This is a genomic window from Streptomyces sp. KL2 (assembly GCF_046529545.1).
In the GTDB taxonomy this organism is placed as follows: Bacteria; Actinomycetota; Actinomycetes; order Streptomycetales; family Streptomycetaceae; genus Streptomyces; species Streptomyces radiopugnans.
Genome location: NZ_CP127170.1, coordinates 2,954,438 through 2,972,080 on the forward strand (window position 1 = coordinate 2,954,438; position 17,643 = coordinate 2,972,080).

The 17,643-nt window shown below is 73.4% G+C and carries 15 protein-coding genes; 7 read left to right on the top strand and 8 right to left on the bottom strand.

The window, feature by feature from the left end; translation table 11 throughout:
* Positions 1-2: 2 nt before the first annotated feature.
* A complete protein-coding gene (gene metG / locus QPK52_RS13400; protein WP_410537713.1) occupies positions 3-1,619 on the bottom strand; it encodes a methionine--tRNA ligase in 1,617 nt (538 codons plus the stop codon).
* A gap of 297 nt (positions 1,620-1,916) precedes the next feature.
* Here metG and QPK52_RS13405 point away from each other — a divergent pair, with 297 nt between their 5' ends.
* Together QPK52_RS13405 and QPK52_RS13410 are read left to right on the top strand one after the other, a co-directional pair.
* Positions 1,917-4,004: a PhoX family protein gene (locus QPK52_RS13405; protein ID WP_410537714.1), complete on the top strand. Its 2,088-nt coding sequence runs from the start codon at positions 1,917-1,919 to the stop codon at positions 4,002-4,004.
* A gap of 150 nt (positions 4,005-4,154) precedes the next feature.
* On the top strand, positions 4,155-4,418 hold the full coding sequence (locus tag QPK52_RS13410) for a GlsB/YeaQ/YmgE family stress response membrane protein (RefSeq protein ID WP_410537715.1): 264 nt from the start codon (positions 4,155-4,157) through the stop codon (positions 4,416-4,418).
* Between the two features lie 322 nt (positions 4,419-4,740).
* Here QPK52_RS13410 and QPK52_RS13415 read toward each other — a convergent pair whose 3' ends face one another.
* Positions 4,741-4,947 carry a hypothetical protein gene (locus QPK52_RS13415; protein ID WP_410540321.1) on the bottom strand — a complete coding sequence of 69 codons (207 nt, stop codon included), beginning with the start codon at positions 4,945-4,947 and terminating at the stop codon, positions 4,741-4,743.
* Positions 4,948-5,287: 340 nt separating this feature from the next.
* Between QPK52_RS13415 and QPK52_RS13420 the strand changes: the two genes are divergently transcribed.
* Positions 5,288-6,703 carry an ATP-binding protein gene (locus QPK52_RS13420; protein ID WP_410537716.1) on the top strand — a complete coding sequence of 472 codons (1,416 nt, stop codon included), beginning with the start codon at positions 5,288-5,290 and terminating at the stop codon, positions 6,701-6,703.
* A 235-nt stretch (positions 6,704-6,938) separates the two neighbouring features.
* Here the strand turns inward: QPK52_RS13420 and QPK52_RS13425 are convergent, their stop codons facing one another.
* On the bottom strand, positions 6,939-8,327 hold the full coding sequence (locus QPK52_RS13425; RefSeq protein ID WP_410537717.1) for an MFS transporter: 1,389 nt from the start codon (positions 8,325-8,327) through the stop codon (positions 6,939-6,941).
* Positions 8,328-8,398: 71 nt separating this feature from the next.
* Between QPK52_RS13425 and QPK52_RS13430 the strand changes: the two genes are divergently transcribed.
* Positions 8,399-9,403: a GlxA family transcriptional regulator gene (locus tag QPK52_RS13430; protein ID WP_410537718.1), complete on the top strand. Its 1,005-nt coding sequence runs from the start codon at positions 8,399-8,401 to the stop codon at positions 9,401-9,403.
* A 102-nt stretch (positions 9,404-9,505) separates the two neighbouring features.
* On the opposite strand, the gene QPK52_RS13435 is transcribed toward QPK52_RS13430, so the two are convergent.
* The 3 genes from QPK52_RS13435 to QPK52_RS13445 form a co-directional block, all read right to left on the bottom strand.
* Complete coding sequence (locus tag QPK52_RS13435) at positions 9,506-9,862, bottom strand: hypothetical protein (RefSeq protein WP_410537720.1); 357 nt, start codon at positions 9,860-9,862, stop codon at positions 9,506-9,508.
* Positions 9,863-10,024: 162 nt separating this feature from the next.
* The gene (locus tag QPK52_RS13440; protein ID WP_410537721.1) at positions 10,025-10,729 is read right to left on the bottom strand and encodes a permease prefix domain 1-containing protein; all 705 of its coding nucleotides are present in this window, start codon (positions 10,727-10,729) and stop codon (positions 10,025-10,027) included.
* Positions 10,726-11,067, bottom strand: a complete 342-nt coding sequence (locus QPK52_RS13445; protein WP_410537722.1) for a PadR family transcriptional regulator — start codon at positions 11,065-11,067, stop codon at positions 10,726-10,728. Before QPK52_RS13445 ends, QPK52_RS13440 begins: the two co-directional genes overlap by 4 nt.
* Positions 11,068-11,150: 83 nt before the next feature.
* Here QPK52_RS13445 and QPK52_RS13450 point away from each other — a divergent pair, with 83 nt between their 5' ends.
* The 3 genes from QPK52_RS13450 to QPK52_RS13460 are packed head-to-tail and all read left to right on the top strand — an operon-like array spanning position 11,151 to position 12,417.
* Positions 11,151-11,666 carry a DUF2269 family protein gene (locus tag QPK52_RS13450; protein WP_410537723.1) on the top strand — a complete coding sequence of 172 codons (516 nt, stop codon included), beginning with the start codon at positions 11,151-11,153 and terminating at the stop codon, positions 11,664-11,666.
* Between the two features lie 5 nt (positions 11,667-11,671).
* The gene (locus tag QPK52_RS13455; protein WP_410540322.1) at positions 11,672-11,947 is read left to right on the top strand and encodes a hypothetical protein; all 276 of its coding nucleotides are present in this window, start codon (positions 11,672-11,674) and stop codon (positions 11,945-11,947) included.
* A complete protein-coding gene (locus tag QPK52_RS13460; protein WP_410537724.1) occupies positions 11,944-12,417 on the top strand; it encodes an HD domain-containing protein in 474 nt (157 codons plus the stop codon). The genes QPK52_RS13455 and QPK52_RS13460 overlap by 4 nt, the downstream gene beginning before the upstream one ends.
* A gap of 9 nt (positions 12,418-12,426) precedes the next feature.
* Here QPK52_RS13460 and QPK52_RS13465 read toward each other — a convergent pair whose 3' ends face one another.
* Both QPK52_RS13465 and QPK52_RS13470 read right to left on the bottom strand, forming a co-directional pair.
* Complete coding sequence (locus QPK52_RS13465; protein WP_410537725.1) at positions 12,427-17,142, bottom strand: tetratricopeptide repeat protein; 4,716 nt, start codon at positions 17,140-17,142, stop codon at positions 12,427-12,429.
* 120 nt (positions 17,143-17,262) lie between these two features.
* Positions 17,263-17,604: a trypco2 family protein gene (locus QPK52_RS13470; protein ID WP_410537726.1), complete on the bottom strand. Its 342-nt coding sequence runs from the start codon at positions 17,602-17,604 to the stop codon at positions 17,263-17,265.
* Positions 17,605-17,643 lie beyond the last annotated feature (39 nt).

Consider the following 17,643-nt stretch of genomic DNA (forward strand, 5'->3'; position numbering starts at 1 on the left):
TCTTACGCGCCCTTGGGCTCCTCCAGGCGCGGGAAGAGCGCCGGGCCCTTGGTGACCCGGGTGCCCGCCGGGAGCAGGCCCCAGGCGCCGGCGTCCTGGACGCGCTGGTCGGCCAGGGCGCCCAGCGGAGCCTCCGCGCCGAGGGAGTCCCACAGCAGGCCGGAGGTGCGCGGCATCACCGGGTTGAGCAGGACGGCGCAGGCGCGCAGCGACTCGGCGGCGGTGTAGAGGATCGTCGCCAGCCGCTCCTGGGCCTCGGGCGAGGTGTCCTTGGCGACCTTCCACGGCTCCTGCTCGGTGAGGTAGCCGTTGACCTGCTTGATGAAGTCGAAGACCGCCGCGATGCCGCCCGCGAAGTCCAGCTCGTCGCCGATGCGGCGGTCGGCCTCGGCCACGGCCTTCGCCATGCCCTCCCGGACGGCCTGCTCGGCCTCGCCGTCCGCCTTGGACTCGGGCAGCAGCCCGTCGAAGTACTTGTTCACCATGGCGGCCAGGCGCGAGGCGAGGTTGCCGTAGTCGTTGGCCAGCTCGCTGGTGTAGCGGGCGGAGAAGTCCTCCCAGGAGAAGGAGCCGTCCTGGCCGAAGGCGATGGCGCGCAGGAAGTACCAGCGGTAGGCGTCCACGCCGAAGTGACCGGTGAGCTGCTGCGGCGAGATGCCCGTCAGGTTGGACTTGCTCATCTTCTCGCCGCCGACCATCAGCCAGCCGTTGGCGGCCACCTTGCCCGGCAGCGGCAGGCCCTGCGCCATCAGCATCGCGGGCCAGATCACCGCGTGGAAGCGGAGGATGTCCTTGCCCACCAGGTGGACGTCGGCGGGGAAGGTCTCCTCGAACTTCTTCTGGTCGGAGCCGTAGCCGACGGCGGTGGCGTAGTTCATCAGGGCGTCGATCCACACGTAGATGACGTGCTTGTCGTCCCAGGGGATCTTCACGCCCCAGTCGAAGGTGGAGCGGGAGATCGACAGGTCCTCCAGGCCCTGGCGGACGATGTTGACGACCTCGTTGCGCGCCGACTCGGGCTGGATGAACTCCGGGTGCCTCTCGTAGTGCTCCAGGAGCCTGGGCCCGTACTCGGAGAGCTTGAAGAAGTAGTTCTCCTCCTGGAGCATCTCCACGGGCTTCTTGTGGATCGGGCACAGCTTCTCGCCGGCGAAGTCCCCCTCGCCGTCCAGCAGGTCGCCGGGGGACTTGTACTCCTCGCAGCCCACGCAGTACGGGCCCTCGTACTCGCCCTTGTAGATCTCGCCCTTGTCGTACAGGTCCTGCACGAACTCCTGGACGCGGGCGGTGTGCCGCTCCTGCGTGGTGCGGATGAAGTCGTCGTTGGCGATCTCCAGGTGCTCCCAGAGGGGCTTCCACGCCTCCTCCACGAGCTTGTCGCACCACTCCTGCGGGGTGACCCCGTTGGCCTCGGCGGTGCGCATGATCTTCTGACCGTGCTCGTCCGTGCCGGTGAGGTACCACACCTTCTCGCCGCGCTGGCGGTGCCAGCGCGTGAGCACGTCGCCTGCGACGGTCGTGTAGGCGTGGCCCAGGTGCGGAGCGTCGTTGACGTAGTAGATGGGGGTCGTGACGTAGAACGCCTTCGCCCCCTGCTGCTCTTTTCCAGTGGCCGCCATGGGAGAAATCCTAACGGTCCGGGGCCGTGCCACCGGTCCGGATATAGCCGTGCGCGGGGGGTGCCGGAAAGGGTGCCGGGGCGGCCGGGGGGAGGGCGGGAGAGGCGGCTCCGGGCACCGGGTGTGCCGGTGCGGGCACCGTACGGATCCGGCCGGGGCGGGCGCGCCGGCGACCGCCGGACGGCCTGCCGACTCCACGGGCCGGATTCACCCCGCGTTCACCGTGAGGTCGCCCCCCGTCGTGCCTGCGCGCCTAGCGTCCGGACACGCGTAGACACGGAACATCCGGAGGGGACCATGCGCAAGCTGCTGCCGCTGATCGGTTCGCACCCCGGCGGGAGAGCCGCCCTGACCTGCCGCTACCGCTGCGGCGACGCCTGCTTCCACGAGGTGCCCAACACCAGCGGCAACGAGTACGCCGGCGACGTCATCGCCGCCGCCCTCTCGCGCCGCTCGGTGCTGCGCGCCGGCGCCGTGGTCGGCGCCGCCGCCGCTGCCGGCGCGGCGGTCGGTTTCGGCCAGGCGCCCGGCGCCGCCGCGGCGCCCGCCGCCGTACCGGCCAAGGGCTGGGAGAAGGGGAGCGGCAAGGTCCGCGGGGCGGCGCGCGGCCTGCGCTTCGCGCCCGTCGCGCCGAACACCGCCGACGCGGTGACCGTCCCCGAGGGCTACGCGCAGAACGTCGTCATCCGCTGGGGCGACCCGATCCTGCGCGGCGCGCCCGCCTTCGACCCGGAGAAGCAGAGCGCGAAGGCGCAGGCCGGCCAGTTCGGCTACAACAACGACTTCCTCACCCTGCTGCCGCTGAAGGGCGAGCGCGGGCGCCAGGTGCTGTTCGCCAACCACGAGTACACCGACGAAGAGCTGATGTTCCCCGGCTACGACGCGGCCAACCCCACGCGCGAGCAGGTGGAGATCGCCTGGGCCGCGCACGGCCTGTCCGTCGTCGTGGTGGAGGAGGACCGCCGTACGGGCAGGCTCACGGCCGTGCCCCGCCACCACCTCAACCGCCGCTTCACCGCCACCAGCGAGTTCCGCCTCACCGGCCCGGCCGCGGGGTCCGACCTGCTGAAGACCTCCGCCGACCCCACCGGCACGAAGGTGCTGGGCACCCTCAACAACTGCGCCGGCGGCACCACCCCCTGGGGCACGGCGCTGTCCGGCGAGGAGAACTTCAACCAGTACTTCGCCAACGCCGCGTCCGTCGCCGACCCCGACGTGAAGGCCAGGCTGGCCCGCTACGGCATGTCCGGCGGCGCCTCCGGGCGCAAGTGGGAGCGGTTCGACGACCGCTTCGACCTCACCAAGGAGCCCAACGAGGCCAACCGCTTCGGCTGGGTCGTCGAGGTGGACCCGTACGACCCCGACTCCGTCCCGCGCAAGCGCACCGCGCTCGGCCGTTTCAAGCACGAGGCCGCCGAGCCCCGCCTGACCGCCGACGGCCGCCCGGTCGTCTACATGGGCGACGACGAGCGCTTCGACTACTTCTACAAGTTCGTCTCCTCCAAGCGGATGATGAAGGGCGACAGCCGCGCCGCCCGCGAGCACAACCTCACGCTGCTGGACGAGGGCACCCTCTACGTCGCCAAGCTGACCGGCGACAGCCCGGCCGCCGAGATCGACGGCAGCGGAAAGCTCCCCTCCGACGGCGAGTTCGACGGCTCCGGCGTGTGGATCCCGCTGGCCACCGGCACCACCTCCCACGTCCCCGGCATGAGTGCCGAGGAGGTCTACGTCCACACCCGGCTGGCCGCCGACAAGGTGGGCGCCACCAAGATGGACCGCCCCGAGGACGTCGAGCCCAGCCCGCGCACCGGCCGCGTCTACGTCGCGCTGACCAACAACTCCCAGCGCGGTGCGGCGGGCAGGCCCGGTGCGGACGAGGCCAACCCGCGCAACGCCAACAGGCACGGCCAGGTGCTGGAGCTGGCCGAGCACTGGGACGACCCGGCGGCCGACGGCTTCGCCTGGCGCCTGTTCCTGGTCTGCGGCGACCCGGAGGACCCCTCCACCTACTTCGGCGGCTTCCCCAAGGACCAGGTCAGCCCGATCTCCTGCCCCGACAACGTCGCCTTCGACTCCTACGGCAACCTGTGGATCTCCACCGACGGCAACGCGCTGGGCTCCAACGACGGCCTGTTCGGCGTGGCCACGGCGGGTGAACGGCGCGGTGAGGTGCGGCAGTTCCTCACGGTGCCCGTCGGCGCCGAGACCTGCGGCCCGATCATCCAGGACCGCCGGGTGCTGGTCGCGGTGCAGCACCCGGGCGAGGTGGACGGCGCCAGCTACGAGCAGCCCGCCTCGGCCTGGCCCGACGGGCCGGGGAAGGTCGTCCGCCCGTCGGTCGTCGCCGTCTGGCGCGAGGACGGCCGCGGCATCGGCGTCTGAGGGCGTCCGAGCGCGGTGCTCCGGCCGCCGTACCCGTCGGTGCGGCGGCCGGTTCTCGGCGGCACTCCTTGACAACTTGGCATGTCCTTGTGTGCCCGGGCCGGGGCAGGGAAGGAGGAAGGCAAGGAACCTACCCGAAAGGGTGAAGTCATGGAGATAACCGGCATCATCACCGCGATCATCATCGGCATCGTCGTCGGTGTGCTGGGGCGGTTGGTCCTGCCGGGCCGCCAGCGCATCGGTGTCCTGTGGACGATCGTGGTCGGTATCGCCGCCGCCCTGATCGGTACGTTCATCGCGGCCGGAATCGGTGTGGCGGACACCCGCGGTGTCGACTGGATCGAGCTGTTCATCCAGATCGGCCTGGCCGCGGTGGGTGTCGCCGCCGTGGACCGCGCGAAGGTCCGCGCCTGACGGACGGCCGGACGGCACGCGGGGCCCCGCCTCGCCGGCCTTCCCGACACGTGACCCGGGTGGTGCACCTGCCCGGCGGAAAGCGGCCCCCACAGCCGCTTTCCGCCGGGCTCTCGGCTGTCCGGGGCCCGGCTCGCGGCCTTCGAGCCCCCTGCCCTCCGGCTTCCTGCCCTCCGGACCCGGACAGCCGGGAGGCCGGGGGCGGTGCGTGCGCGTGCCCCGGGCCTCCGCCGCCTCCGGCGCGGCGGTCCCGCCCGGCTCCGTCCGAACCCACCGGGCGGGACCGGCTCCCTCGCTCCGGAGCCGGTGTCCGAATCCGGGCTCAGCCCGTGTGGTGGTCCCGCTGGAAGAGCGCGGCGTGCTCCAGCACGTCCTCCATCGGGTCGTCGATCTGCCCGGTGGAGATCAGCGCGACGGTGGGCCCGTTGTGCGATCCGTGGTGGGTCTCGTCGGCCCAGGCCGACGCGGCCCCGCCAGGCAGCGCGACCGCCGTCACGACGGCCCCCGCCGCCACCCCGCACCAGCGCATCGTCCGGTTCCGCCTCACCGTGCTTCTCCTCTCGTCCTTCATCCGGTCACGGCAGATCGCCGTCCGCCGTGCATATCTGCCGGTGAGCGGAAAAGTTACGAACGGATTGTGGATCTGTCCTACGGCGTCCCGCTGTGCGCCCCGTCGCGCGCTCCGGGGAGCGTCCGTGCCCGCCTCGGCCGCCGGCCCGGTGCCACCGCGCACGCGGGGCGGACGGCCGAGGAGACGAGGAAGCCGGGAAGGGTTCCATCTGCGATGGTTCCAAAGTTGATACCCTCATCCATGAGGGTTCCATCTTTGGAACCCTCATGGATGAGGGTATCTGCGAAGCGAGGCGTCGATGGCGGGCGGTTTCATCGGGCGCGAGCGGGAGTTGGCCCTGCTGGGAAGGATGCTGCGCAAGACGGAGCGGGGCGACCGGCCCGGCCGGGCCGTACTGATCCGGGGGCGGCGGCGAGTGGGCAAATCGAGGCTGGTGGAGGAGTTCATCGAGCGCTCCGGACTGCCGAGCCTGTTCTTCACCGCCTCGGCCCAGTCCACTCTCTCCGCCGACCTCGGTCTGTTCATGGAGGAACTGGCCGCCTCGGACCTCCCGGGCGCGGCGGAACTGGCCGGCCAGTCGCCCCGCAACTGGGACGCCGCGCTGCGCCTGCTGGTCACGGCCCTGCCCGACGACCGCCCCGCCGTCGTCGTGCTGGACGAGATGCCGTATCTGATCGGCAACGACCCCGGCTTCGAGGGCACCCTCCAGAAACTCTTCGACCGGGAGTTCTCCCGCAGACCGGTGCTCCTGCTGTGCGTGGGCTCGGACCTGGCGATGATGGAGCGGCTCAACGACTACGACCGCCCGTTCCACCAGCGCGGCACGGAGATGGTGGTCCCACCGCTCAACCCCTCCGACGTGGCCGGGATGCTGGACCTGCCGCCCGCCGAAGCGTTCGACGCCTACCTCGTCTCCGGAGGGCTGCCGCTGGTGCTGGAGGAATGGCCGCGAGGCGGCGGCGTCTTCGACTACCTCCAGGACGCGCTCACCGACCCCACCTCCGCGCTCGTCGTGAGCGGGGAGCGGTCGCTGGCCGCCGAGTTCCCGGCGGACGCCCAGGCCCGGCTGGTGCTCGGGGCGATCGGAGCGGGGGAGCGGACGTACTCGCTGATCGGACGTGAGGCGGGCGACCTGCCCAAGGCCAGCCTGAGCCGGGCGCTGCAACTGCTCGGAGCCAAGAGGGTGGTCGATGCGGCCACGCCGCTGTCGACGCGCCCCTCCAAGGAGACGCGCTACCACGTCGCCGATCCCCATCTGCGCTTCTGGCTGGCCTTCCTCGGCCCGCACCTGCCGGAGGTCGAACGGGGCAGAGGCGATCTGGTACTGGAGAGGGTCCGCCGCTCGTGGGCGGCCTGGCGGGGGCGCGCGGTCGAACCCGTCGTCCGCGAGGCGCTGCTGAGAATGCGGGAGGGCGGGCTGCCCGAGGGAACCGGGGCCGTGGGCGGTTACTGGACCCGCACCAACAACCCCGAGATCGACATCGTCGGCGCCGACCGGGCGCCGATCGCCAGGCGGATCACGGCCGTCGGCTCGGTGAAGTGGCTGGAGAACCGCCCCTTCGACGCCCGCGACCTCTCCCGCCTCCTGATCCACCGCTCCCAACTCCCGGGCGCGGGCGAGGAGACTCCGCTGTACGCGGTGACCAGATCGGGCGCCACGGTGGACGGGATCCACGTACTCGGCCCCGATGAGCTGATCACCGCCTGGAGCTGAGCCCCGTCATCCGCGCCCGTACGCGGCGGCCTACCCCGCAGCCCGCCGCCGGATCAGCGCGACGGCGCCGAGGACCTCCGCGACCACCGTGAGCACCGCTCCGGACAGCGCGGTGGCGAGCGGGAGCAGGGCGGCGCGCCCGGCTGTCCACCGCCTCGCTCCCCGTCCGGCTCTCCGTCCGTCCGGTGTCCCGCACCGCGTCTCCTGCCGTCGTCCTCCGGGGTACCGGTAGAGGCTAGGAGGCTTCGCATCGGGACGGCGCGCCGGGGCCCGCGCGGTGACCGTCCCGGCCGGCCGCGCCCCGGCGCTTGCGGTCACGGCTCGGCTTGCCGATCGCCGGGGCCAGCACGGTGGCGACCGCGCACAGCACGCCGGAGACGATCCAGGCCGCGTCGTAGGAGCCGAGGGCGTCGCGGAGGACGCCGCCGGTGAACGCCATCACCCCGGCGCCTAGCTGGTGGAAGGCGAGCGTCCAGCCGAAGACGACCGCGCCGGCGCCCTTCCCGTAGATCTCGCGGACGGCCGATAGCGCGATCGTCGGCGGGACGGTGGCCACGTCGAGCAGGCCGAAGAAGACCACGAAGACGATCAGCGGCCAGTTGGCCTCCGGCCCCAGGAGGGAGGGCAGGAGCAGCAGCGAGACCCCGCGCATCCCGTAGTAGAGCGCGAGCAGCAGGCGCGGGTCGTGGCGGTCGGTGAGCCAGCCGGAGACGACCGTGCCCGCCACGTTGAAGACCCCGATGAGCGCGAGCAGCGAGGCCGCGACGGTGGGCGGCATGCCGTGGTCGTGGGCGGCGGGCACGAAACCGCTCCACATGATCCCGTTGGTGGACGCGCCGCAGACGGCGAAGGTGCCCGCCAGCAGCCAGAACGGACGGGTACGGGCCGCCGAGCGCAGCACCCGCAGCGCGTGGCGGGCCGCGCCCGGGGCCGGTGCCGGGCGGGGGACGTACTCCCGGGCGCCGTAGGGGCGCAGGCCGAGATCGGCGGGGTGGTCGCGCAGCAGCAGCCCTGCCGGCGGGACCAGGGCGAGCGCCACCAGCGCGATCGTCACCGTGGTCGGGCGCCACTGGTACCGCTCGATCGACCAGGACAGCAGCGGCAGGAAGACGAACTGGCCGAAGACGCTCGCCGCCGTCAGCAGACCGGTGACCAGGCCGCGCCGGGCGGCGAACCAGCGCTCCACCACCACGGCCGCGAAGCCCATCGCCACGGAGCCGCAGCCCAGCCCCACCAACAAGCCCCAGTAGAGGGTCAGTTGCCAGGGCTGGGTCATGACCGTGGTGAGCGCCGCCCCGGCGGCGACGGCCGCCAGCGCCCCGGCGGCGACGCGTCGCAGCCCGAAGCGGCCCATGAGCGCGGTGGCGAAGGGCGCGACCAGCCCGGAGGCCGCCATGTTCACCCAGACCGCGAGACCGATGGAGCCGCGCGACCAGTCCAGGTCGCGGTGGAGCGGCTCGACCAGCAGCCCGGGCACGGTGGCGAAGGCGCCCGCGCCCATGACCGCCAGCGCGGCCACGGCGGCGACCCACCAGGCCCGGTGCACGCGCCGCCCACGGGCGGTGCGCGGGGCGGCCCGGCCGGTACGGACGTGCTCGGTGGTGGTGCGGGTCGTGTGCGTCATGCCTCCGATGCTGTTCGGACCGATCGGCCCGAACGAGTGGCCGGATGGCCGACATCTGAAAGAATCTGGCCATGGACGTCTTCACGCACCCGGAACGGCACCGGGTGGCGGTACTGGTCCGCCACGGGGTGCTGCCGATGGAGCTGGGCCTGGTCCACCAGTTGTTCCGCGCGGCCGAGTCGGCCTCCGGCGCACCGCTGTACGAGGTCGTGACCTGCGCGCCCGCCCCCGGCCTGGTCCGCACCGACGCCGACTTCCCCGTCCACGTCGGACACGGCCCGCGGGCCCTCGCCGAGGCCGACACCGTGGTCGTCCCGGCCAGCCACGAGGACGACGGGACGTACCCGTGCGGGCGGCTGCCCGCCGCGCTCGCCGACGCCCTCGCCCGCATCCGGCCCGGCACCCGTATCGCCTCGGTCTGCACCGGCGCCTTCGTGCTGGCCGCCGCCGGGCTGCTCGACGGCCGCCGGGCCACCACCCACTGGAAGTCCGCCGAGCACTTCCGGCGGCTCCACCCGGCCGTACGGCTCGACCCGAACGTCCTCTACACCGACGAGGGCGACGTGCTCACCTCCGCGGGCGAGGCCGCCGGGATCGACCTGTGCCTGCACATGATCCGCCGCGACCACGGCGCGGCCGTCGCCAACCGGGCGGCCCGCAGCACGGTCGTACCGCCGCACCGCGACGGCGGGCAGGCCCAGTACATCCCGCGCCCGGTCGCCGAGCCGCGCCACTCCTCCACCGGCGCCGCCCGCGCCTGGGCGCTTGAGCACCTGGACCGGCCCATCACACTGGCCGAACTGGCCGCGCGCGAGTCGATGAGCGTGCGCACCTTCACCCGCCGCTTCAAGGAGGAGGTGGGCACCACCGCGGTGCGGTGGCTGAACCGGCAGCGCATCGAGCGGGCCCGGCAACTGCTGGAGGAGACCGACCTGTCCGTCGACCGGGTCGCCGCCGACACCGGCTTCGGCACGGCCGCCTCGCTGCGCCAGCACATGCAGCGCACCCTCGGCGTCACCCCCACCGGCTACCGCGCCACCTTCCGCGGCCCCGCCACCCGCCCGGCCGGTCTGTGACCGGGTACGGCGGGGAGCCGCTGAGGCGGGCGGGAGCGGGAAGACGTGAGCGGCCCGCCCCGGTCGGGGCGGGCCGTGGTGCACGGGGCCGGGGTGTGCCGGTCAGCTCGGCCAGTAGGACCAACTGGAGCAGCCCACGTGGTCCTCGCAGACCCGGAACTGCTTGATGCGTGAGCTGTAGCTCGCCCACGGGCCCCGGTTCCCGTCCGCGCCGTTGCCGTCCCACTGGGAGACGTGGGCGCCGTTGGCCAGGTAGGCGTCGGCGTATACGCCGTTGCCGTCGCGCTCGCCGTCGTAGGCGCGCATCGCGTAGGCGGTCGCCTGGGCGGCGTCGCTGCCGTGGTAGCGCGTCACGGTCGCCGAAGCCGGCGCGGCAGTGGTGAGGGCGAGCAGGAACGCGCCGCCGAGCACGGCGGCCGTACGCGCGACTCTCCTCGTCCTCCCGGTCGTCCTCGTCATGTCTCCCCCTTGCGGTCACTCGCGGTCGATGCGGTGCACACGGGCCGGACGGCCCGCTCCTCCGAGTCTGGGAAGGAGGTGTGCCGACTTCCCGCTTTCGGTGGCGAACAACGCGGAAGGGGCATCGGGGGAACGGAGTTGCGGGCGCCGCCGGAGGGGCGGCTACGCGCCGGCGCAGTCGCGGCAGGCGCGGGCGGAGGACGCCACCACGGTGTGGAGCGCGGCGGCGAGGGCGCCCGCGAGCGCGACCGCCGGCCAGTTCCCCGACAGGGGGGAGGACGCGGCGAGGGTGAGCGCGGACACGCCCAGGCAGACGCCGGCCGCGGTGCTGGCCCAGGCGGTCGCCCGGGGGAGCCGGCGCGGGGTGGGCAGCCGCCGGGCGAGAGGTCCGGTGGCGGCCAGTGCGGCCGTCGCGAGCAGCGCGGCGGCGGCCGCGACCCCGGCCAGGGGGAACGCCAGCAGGCGGGCGGCCAGGGGGAGTTGGCTGCCATGCCCGGTGGCCAGGAACAGGTACCAGCAGACGGCCGGGAGCGGGGCGGCCAGGGCGACGGCGCGGGCGGTGTGGCGGACCTGGGCGACGGTCAGTTCCCGCTGGCAGGCGGGAGCCACCTCCGCCACGGTACCGAACTCGCGCACGGCCCGCCGGACGGCGAGGTCGTGGGGCAGCCCCTCGGCGGCGTACGCGGCCACCGTGCCGGCCAGGCCGTCGCGTATCTCCGCCACCAGGCGGGCCTTGGCGCGGACCGGGCCGCGCAGGGCGGACGCCAGGGCCGCGGCGTACTCGTCCGCGTATTCGTCGGCGTACTCCTCGGCGTACTCCTCGGGGCGCTCCCCGGCGGGACCGGCCCGCCGTCCGGTGCCGCTCATCCGGCGCGCCCGGGGTGCGGGGCGGGGTCCAGGACGGAGCCGATCGCCGCCGTGAACGCCTGCCAGGCCGTCCGCTCCTCGGCCAGCGCGCGCCGTCCGGCGTCGGTGAGTTCGTAGCGGCGCCGCCTCCGCTCGCCGGTGGAGTCCCAGCTGCTGCGCAGCAGTCCGGTCCGCTCCAGGCGGTTCAGCGCGGGGTAGACCGTGCCGGTGCGCAGTTCGAGCGCGCCCGCGCTGCGCCGCTGTACGGCGGTGATGATCGCGTATCCGTGCAGCGGCCCCGGCTCCAGCACGGCCAGCAGCAGTCCGTCCAGATGTCCGCGTACGGCGTCGGCCTTCATGAGTAGGCAGCCTACACAACCGCTGCGTAGGTGTGCTATGTATTGGCAGCCAACATATTCATCCCCGGAGCGAGGAGACCGCGGTGACCAAGGTGCTGCTGTCCGTCCACGTCCTGGCGGCGATCGTGGTGATCGGACCGATCACCGTCGCCGCCTCCCTCTTCCCGCGCCACGCGCGGCAGGCCGCCGCTTCGGCCGCCGCTTCGGCCGCCGCGTCCGGGGAGCCGGGGGAGGGACGGGACGCGGGGATCGCCGCGTTCCTGCACCGGATCTGCCGGAACTACGCCGTCGCCGGCATCGCCGTCCCGGTCTTCGGAATCGCCACGGGTGCGCAGCTCGGCGTCCTCACCGACGCATGGCTGGTCGCCTCGCTCGTCCTGACCGCGCTCGCCGCGGCCGTCCTGGTCCTGGCGATCGTCCCCGGCCAGCGGCGGATGCTCCGGCCGGCGGGCGGTGCGGGGGCGCGTACGGCGGCGGACGACGGAGAGGCGCGCTCGGCGGCGGCCCGGCTGTCCATGCTCACCGGCGTCTTCAACCTGCTGTGGGCGGTCGTCGTCGTCCTGATGATCGTCCGCCCCGGCTCCACCACGGGGGCGTGACCGGCGTGCGCACCCTGCGGATCGCCGCCGGCGCGGAGGCCGCCACCCTGGCCGTCCTGCTGGCCAACCTGCTCACCGTCCACGCGCGGCCGGTCACCTCGCTCGCCGGCCCGCTGCACGGCACCGCGTACCTGGTCGTCATCGCCGCCGCCTGGCAGGCCACGACCGCCGCCGGCACGGGCGCGCGGTGGTACGCCCTCGTCCCCGGCGTCGGCGGACTGCTCGCCCTGCGCCGCATCCGCAGGACCCCCGCCCCCGGCGTCCAGGAGGGACGAACATGACGGGCCCTTACGAGGAACTTCCCCTGCCACGGACCGAGTTGGCGCTGGAGGCCCTTCGCCACGCGAAGCGGACCGAACATCCGTCGATCTTCAACCACAGCCTCCGGACCTACCTCCACGGACGCGCGTCCGGCGAGCGGCGCGGCCTGCTGCCCGGCCGCGACTACGACGACGAACTCCTTTTCCTGGGCTGTGTCCTGCACGATGCGGGGCTCACCCCGCAGGGCGACGGCGACCAGTCCTTCGACCTCGACGGCGCCGACCTGGCCGCCCGCTTCCTCACCGAGCGCGGGATGCCCGCCGACCGGCCTGACGACCTGCCGCAACGGCTTGGACCGCGAGGTCGCGGCGACGGTGCGCACGGTGGGCGGGGGCCGGACGGCGGTGGAGACGGCGCGGCCGGGGATCCCGGAGCCGCCGTCGAACGTGTGCGGGCCCTGCCCGGCCGACGGTGGTCCCGTGGGCAGTGAGGGGCCCGCCTACTGCCGCAGGCGGTCGTAGGTGTCCCGTGCTTCGCGCAGGTACGGTCCGGTCGCGGCCGGCTCGTCCCGGGCGATCCGCTCCAGCAGGGTTACGGCCTCGGCGGATGCCTCCCTGGCGAGGTCCGAGCGGTCCCCGGTCAGGAGCCGGGCGCGGGCGAACGCCGAGAGGGCCCGGGCGAGCGCGTCCCGGTGGGCCGGGCGGTCCTGGCGGGTGAGCAGCCGGGCGAGTTCCAGAGCCTCGTTCGTGGTGTCGGCCGCCTCCCGCGTCCGTCCGGCCTCGGCGAGACGGAGTCCGTGGCTCGCCAGTGCCACGGCCGTGGACGAGCGGAGCGGGGGGAAGGCGTCGGCGAGGCGGCGGAGGATGGTGACGGCCTCCTCCGAGGCCCGGAGCGCCTCCGGGTGCCGTTCGGGGACCGCGGCCAGATGCTGTCCGAAGTGCATCAGTGTCTGGGCGAGTTGTATCTCGCCGACCGGCCCGGCGGGCTCCGCGCGGGCCCTGCAGAGGCCGACGGCCTTCGCCAGGAGGCCCAGGGCGTTCTCCTCGCCCAGTTCGGCCGCGATCACGCCGTACGTGGAGGACGCCGCCGCGGTGGCGAAGGCGGCGGTGTCCGGATCGGCCACCGAGCGGCTGACGCCCTTCGCCCGGGCGCCGGCTTGGAGAGCCGCCCCGCCGTCTCCGGCGTAGAAGAGCAGGGTGGCCAGTTGGGACTGGGCCGAGGCCAGGGACGCGGCGTATGCCCCCGGGGTGTCCGCGTGGAGTGCCTCGAACCTTTCCACGGCCTCCCGGGTCGGCGGCAGGGCGTCGGCACGGCGACCGCGGTACAGCAGGCGGGTCCCGAACACCAGCGCCGCCTGAGCCGCCTGCGCCTGCGCCTGTGCGGGCGGGGTGGTGGCTTCGCCCCGGTGCTCCAGCACCTCGCGGCGGAGTTTCAGCACCTCCTCGGCGGCCGCGAGGGACTGCCTGAGCCGGCCCAGCGCGAACAACTGGTCGCCGTACTTCCCCAGGTGTTCCGCGAGCAGGGGGCGGTGGCGGCCGGGATCGCGGCCCATGAGCCGGCGGCTCACCTCCACGGCCTCCTTCGCCCGGCGGAGGGCCCCCTCGGGCCGTCCCGCGAACTGCAGCAGGATTCCGGTGGAGGACAGGGTCATCGCCAGGTCGGCCTCGTACCGCTCGGGTGCGGACCTGGCCAGGGAGCGTAGCCCGCGCACGGCCTTCTCTCCCGCCGCCATCGCGTCCCCGAGCCGTTCCAGGCCGACCAGGCAGTTGTACTTGACCAGCCAGTTCTTGTTGAGGATGTCCGCGAAGGCGGCGGCCTTCCCCCGTGCCAGCCGAGTGTTGATGTCGATGGCCTCCTCGACGGTGCGCAGAGCGTCCTCCAACTCCCCGGCCCGGAACAGCAGGGCGGAGAGGTTGTTGAGGCAGAGGGCCAGGCCCGGGCGGAAGGCGGCCGGATCGGTGGCGGCCAGCGACCGGTAGATCGAAGCGGACTTCTCCAGGGCGTCGCGGGCGTCCTTCAGCCTGCCCACGCCTTCGAGGCACTGGTCGAGGGTGATGAGGGCCATCGCGAGTTCGGAGCGGAACGCGCCCGGGTGCTCCTCGGCCAGTCCCTCGAACCTTCCGACGGACTCCTCGGCGGCCTCCAGCGCCAGGTCCGGGCGCTCGTGGCCGAGCAGGCTGTTGGCCAGGGTGTTCAGGGACAAAGGGAGGTCGTACGCATGGGCCTGGGGGTACTTGACGGCCAGTTCACGGTACACATCCACCGATTTCCTGGCGGCGTCCAGCGCATCGTCGCGCAAACCCAGTTCCGCCAGGTCGATGGAGAGCGCGTTGAGGGTGTTGGCGAGGTCGGCCCGGTACGCCTCGGGTCGGGCGTCGCTCAGCTTGCGGCGGATGGCGATGGCCTCGCGGACGGCCTCCAGCGCCCGGTCCTTGCGCCCCATGAGGCGGGCGGCGCTCGAAAGGGTGGTGAGCGCCAGGGCCAGGCCGGGCCGGAATGCGTCGGGATTGTCGGCGGCCAGTCCCTTGTGGAGGGCGACGGCCTCCTCCGCCGCCTTCAGGGCCTCCTTCCGACGGTCGCACTCCAGGAGATAACCGGCCATGTCCTGCAGGCCGTCGGCCAGGAGGGAGACCGAGTGTTCGTTCCGTCCGTACCGGTCGCACAGGTCCTGGCGGATCTCCACGCACTCCTCGGCGATCCGCAGGGCGGCCCGGTGGTCGCCGAGGTTGCTCTCGGCCGAGGCCAGCGTCGCCAGTCCCCGTGACAAGTGGCCAAGTGCCACCGGGTCCTCGGGGCGGGCTTCCCCGCGCATCAGCGCGACGGCCGTGCGGGCGGCCTGGAGCGCATCCCTCTGCTGGCCGAGCCTGCTGTGCCACATGGACGCGTTGTTGTGGCAGGCGCCCAGCTCGGACCGGCGCTCCGGAAGGTGCTCGGGCAGGGCCTGCCACAGGTCGATGGCTTCCTGGTTCGTCCGGAGGGCCTCTTCGTGCCGCCCCACGGAACCCAGTCGTTTGGCCAGCTCCCGCAGGGCCACGGCGAGCCGTGCCCGGCGCTCGGGGGAATCGTCGGCCTGATCGCGGTGGACCTGGACGATCCGCTGGTGGAGTCGCAGGGCCCAGGGGGCGAGGTTGTGCGAAATCCCGGGCAGGTGCTCGGCCAGGTCCTCCAGGTCGTTCAGGGACGTGCCGGGGTCGTCGACGATCACCGCGAGCGCATCCAGCAGTGGCCCGGGATCCTCCACTCTGGTGGCCACGGTGATCGCGGGGAGCACCAGGACGTGCCGGTGGCGGACGCACCAGTCGGTCAGGCGTTTCTCGCCGAGGATGCCACGGACCGCCGCGCGGGTGGCGAGGGTGAGGAACCGGGCGGCCTGGCCGGACGTGGCACCGGGCAGGAGCCTGTCGGCAAGCTCCGGGTACTTCTCCAGCCGACCGCCGACGAAGCGCTCGGCCAGCCGGTCGGGCTGGAGGTCGCCGACGGGGCGGCCGTCCGGGGAGGGGAGGACGGCCCGGATCCAGGAGAGCACCGAATGGAGGCGGTCCTCACTCAGATCCGACAGCCGGGGCACGCGCCGCACGAGAGTGCCGGCCTGGGCCCGGTCCTGCGGGTACAGCACGACCGCTCCCGCCACCGCGTCGAACAGAGCGTCGTCTGACAGCACGGGCCGGCCCACCCCGTGCGCGGTGGCCACGCGCAGCCAGTGCGACCGCTCGTGAGCCAGCAGTTGCTCCTCCACCGCCGCGGTGCCGTCGTCGGGTCCGAAGACGGGCGAGGGCGACGATTCGCCGGAGCCGGCGGCGTCGAGGAGGCTCACCAGGGCAGCCATGTGCAAGGTGAGGGGGGAGCCGAGGTGTTCGCCGGGTTCGACGGGAGCAAGCCCTTCGGCCAGCTCCTTCCAGGAGGGGATTTCCTCGTCGGCGCGCTTCCAGTCGGGCATGTGCTCCAGGGCCGACGAGAACGCGAGAGCGGCCTCGCGGAACGAGCGCCGCTGCGTCTTGGCGTCCGTCTCCAGACCCGGCAGGAGGATCTTCAGCGTCCTGCTCATGAGGGCCGCGACGGGGAGGGACGCCTCGCTCTCCCGTCGGCTGGTCCACCAGCCGTCCGACCGTGCCGTCAGTACGACCTTGACCGGGACGCTCCGGTTCCGCGCGGCGAACTCCACCGCCGCTGCGGCCTCCTCCACGCGGCTGTCGGCGCCGTCGACCACCACGAGCAGCGGCACCGTGGGCGACGGCAACCGGCGTATGCCGTCGGGGCTTCCCGAACCCAGCCAGAGGACCGCCCAGTCCTCCCCTTCTGAAGCCAGTTCGCGGGAGAACTCCAGAGCCAGACGGGTCTTCCCCCGGCCGCCGGGGGCGTGGACCAGGGCCGCTCCCGGACCGGGCCGCCGCGACCACTCGCGCAGGAGGGACAGCTGTTCGCCGCGCCCGCCGAAGGGGACGATCCCCCGGGCGGGGTGGAGCAGTTCGATGACCGAGGAGGGAGCCTGGACCAGGCCGGGACCGTGGTCCTGATCGGCCAGCTTCGCGTACTCGACGGGTTCGAGGACATGGACGCCCGGCGGCCCGTACCGGTCGACGGTGTCCAGGAAACCCTCCGCCCGGAGCAGGGCGGTGGCCGTCTCCGCCTCCAGCCGGGCGGGCCGGTGACCGGGCAGCTCGGCGAAGACGACGCCGGTCAGGAGGTCTCCGCAGAACACGGCCGCCCCGGATACACCCCGCCACGGCGAGCCCTCGGCCGGAGGCGGCGGGGTGGTGTCGCAGTCGACCACGTACGTGCCGCCGACGAAGCCGTTGCCCGGATTGATCGTGCCGAGGACCTGAGTGCTCTCCCCCGGGCGGTGTTCCGCGTACGGGAACCCCCACACACGGCACTCCACGCGGTCCCGCTCTCCGACGACGCGCCCCCAGCGCGGCCGGTCCGGCGCGGACCGCCGGCCTGCGGGAGACTTCTTCCAGTCGGGTACGAGGACCAGGGCCGCGTCGACACCCCGGCCGTGCCGCCCCTCCGGGTCGTGGGGATGCGCACCGAGGGGCATGCCGCGCCACTCGACCCGTCCCTCGTGCGCGGGCCCCTCCCCCTGTCTGCGCACCCGCACCGGAGCGCCCGTCTCCCCCACGGTGTGGGCGGCGGTCAGGACGAGGCCCGGCAGGATCTCGTATCCGGAGCCCCATCCCTCCGTGGTCAGCACCTGTACCACGCGTACGTTGTCCATCCCCCGACCTGTCCGCCGCTCGACGGCGTATCCGTGCCCTCCCTCCGGTCCGACGACCGGAGGGAGAGGATCTGTTCGTTGTCAGTGCTGGGATTCAGTGCTGGGATTCAGTGCCGGGATTCAGCGCCTGGGAGAGCGCGTCGCGCCCTCGGGAAACGTCTCGGACGGCGGAGGGGCCTCGCCCTCGGCCGAGACCAGCGGGGGCCTCCCGTCGGCCCGGCGGGGAGTGAGGGTGAAGGCCACACGGTGGCCGCGGCCCCGGGACAGGCCGCCCTCGGCGTCGGCCGTGAGGACCCACGCGCGCAGGCCCGACTTCCCCCGGACCTCCTGCCGGAGTTCGACCTGGAACTCCATCTCGATCGGGCCGACCTCGAAGGCGATGTCCTGGCCCGCGCCGCGGGACGCGGCCTCCATCAGGCCGTCGCGCACGGCGGCGACGGCTTCGGCGAGTTCGATCTCCATGTGATCCCCCCCGGATCCGGCGATGTGCTCGGTCGCCGT

What these genes read in the sequence shown, in the direction of transcription:
- metG (WP_410537713.1), bottom strand. Translation starts at nt 1,619, where the DNA reads ATGGCGGCCACTGGAAAAGAGCAGCAGGGGGCGAAGGCGTTCTACGTC.
- QPK52_RS13445 (WP_410537722.1), bottom strand. Translation starts at nt 11,067, where the DNA reads ATGAAGGCCGACGCCGTACGCGGACATCTGGACGGACTGCTGCTGGCC.
- QPK52_RS13440 (WP_410537721.1), bottom strand. Translation starts at nt 10,729, where the DNA reads ATGAGCGGCACCGGACGGCGGGCCGGTCCCGCCGGGGAGCGCCCCGAG.
- QPK52_RS13430 (WP_410537718.1), top strand. Translation starts at nt 8,399, where the DNA reads ATGGACGTCTTCACGCACCCGGAACGGCACCGGGTGGCGGTACTGGTC.
- QPK52_RS13470 (WP_410537726.1), bottom strand. Translation starts at nt 17,604, where the DNA reads ATGGAGATCGAACTCGCCGAAGCCGTCGCCGCCGTGCGCGACGGCCTG.
- QPK52_RS13425 (WP_410537717.1), bottom strand. Translation starts at nt 8,327, where the DNA reads ATGACGCACACGACCCGCACCACCACCGAGCACGTCCGTACCGGCCGG.
- QPK52_RS13410 (WP_410537715.1), top strand. Translation starts at nt 4,155, where the DNA reads ATGGAGATAACCGGCATCATCACCGCGATCATCATCGGCATCGTCGTC.
- QPK52_RS13420 (WP_410537716.1), top strand. Translation starts at nt 5,288, where the DNA reads ATGGCGGGCGGTTTCATCGGGCGCGAGCGGGAGTTGGCCCTGCTGGGA.
- QPK52_RS13415 (WP_410540321.1), bottom strand. Translation starts at nt 4,947, where the DNA reads ATGCGCTGGTGCGGGGTGGCGGCGGGGGCCGTCGTGACGGCGGTCGCG.
- QPK52_RS13405 (WP_410537714.1), top strand. Translation starts at nt 1,917, where the DNA reads ATGCGCAAGCTGCTGCCGCTGATCGGTTCGCACCCCGGCGGGAGAGCC.
- QPK52_RS13460 (WP_410537724.1), top strand. Translation starts at nt 11,944, where the DNA reads ATGACGGGCCCTTACGAGGAACTTCCCCTGCCACGGACCGAGTTGGCG.
- QPK52_RS13435 (WP_410537720.1), bottom strand. Translation starts at nt 9,862, where the DNA reads ATGACGAGGACGACCGGGAGGACGAGGAGAGTCGCGCGTACGGCCGCC.
- QPK52_RS13465 (WP_410537725.1), bottom strand. Translation starts at nt 17,142, where the DNA reads ATGGACAACGTACGCGTGGTACAGGTGCTGACCACGGAGGGATGGGGC.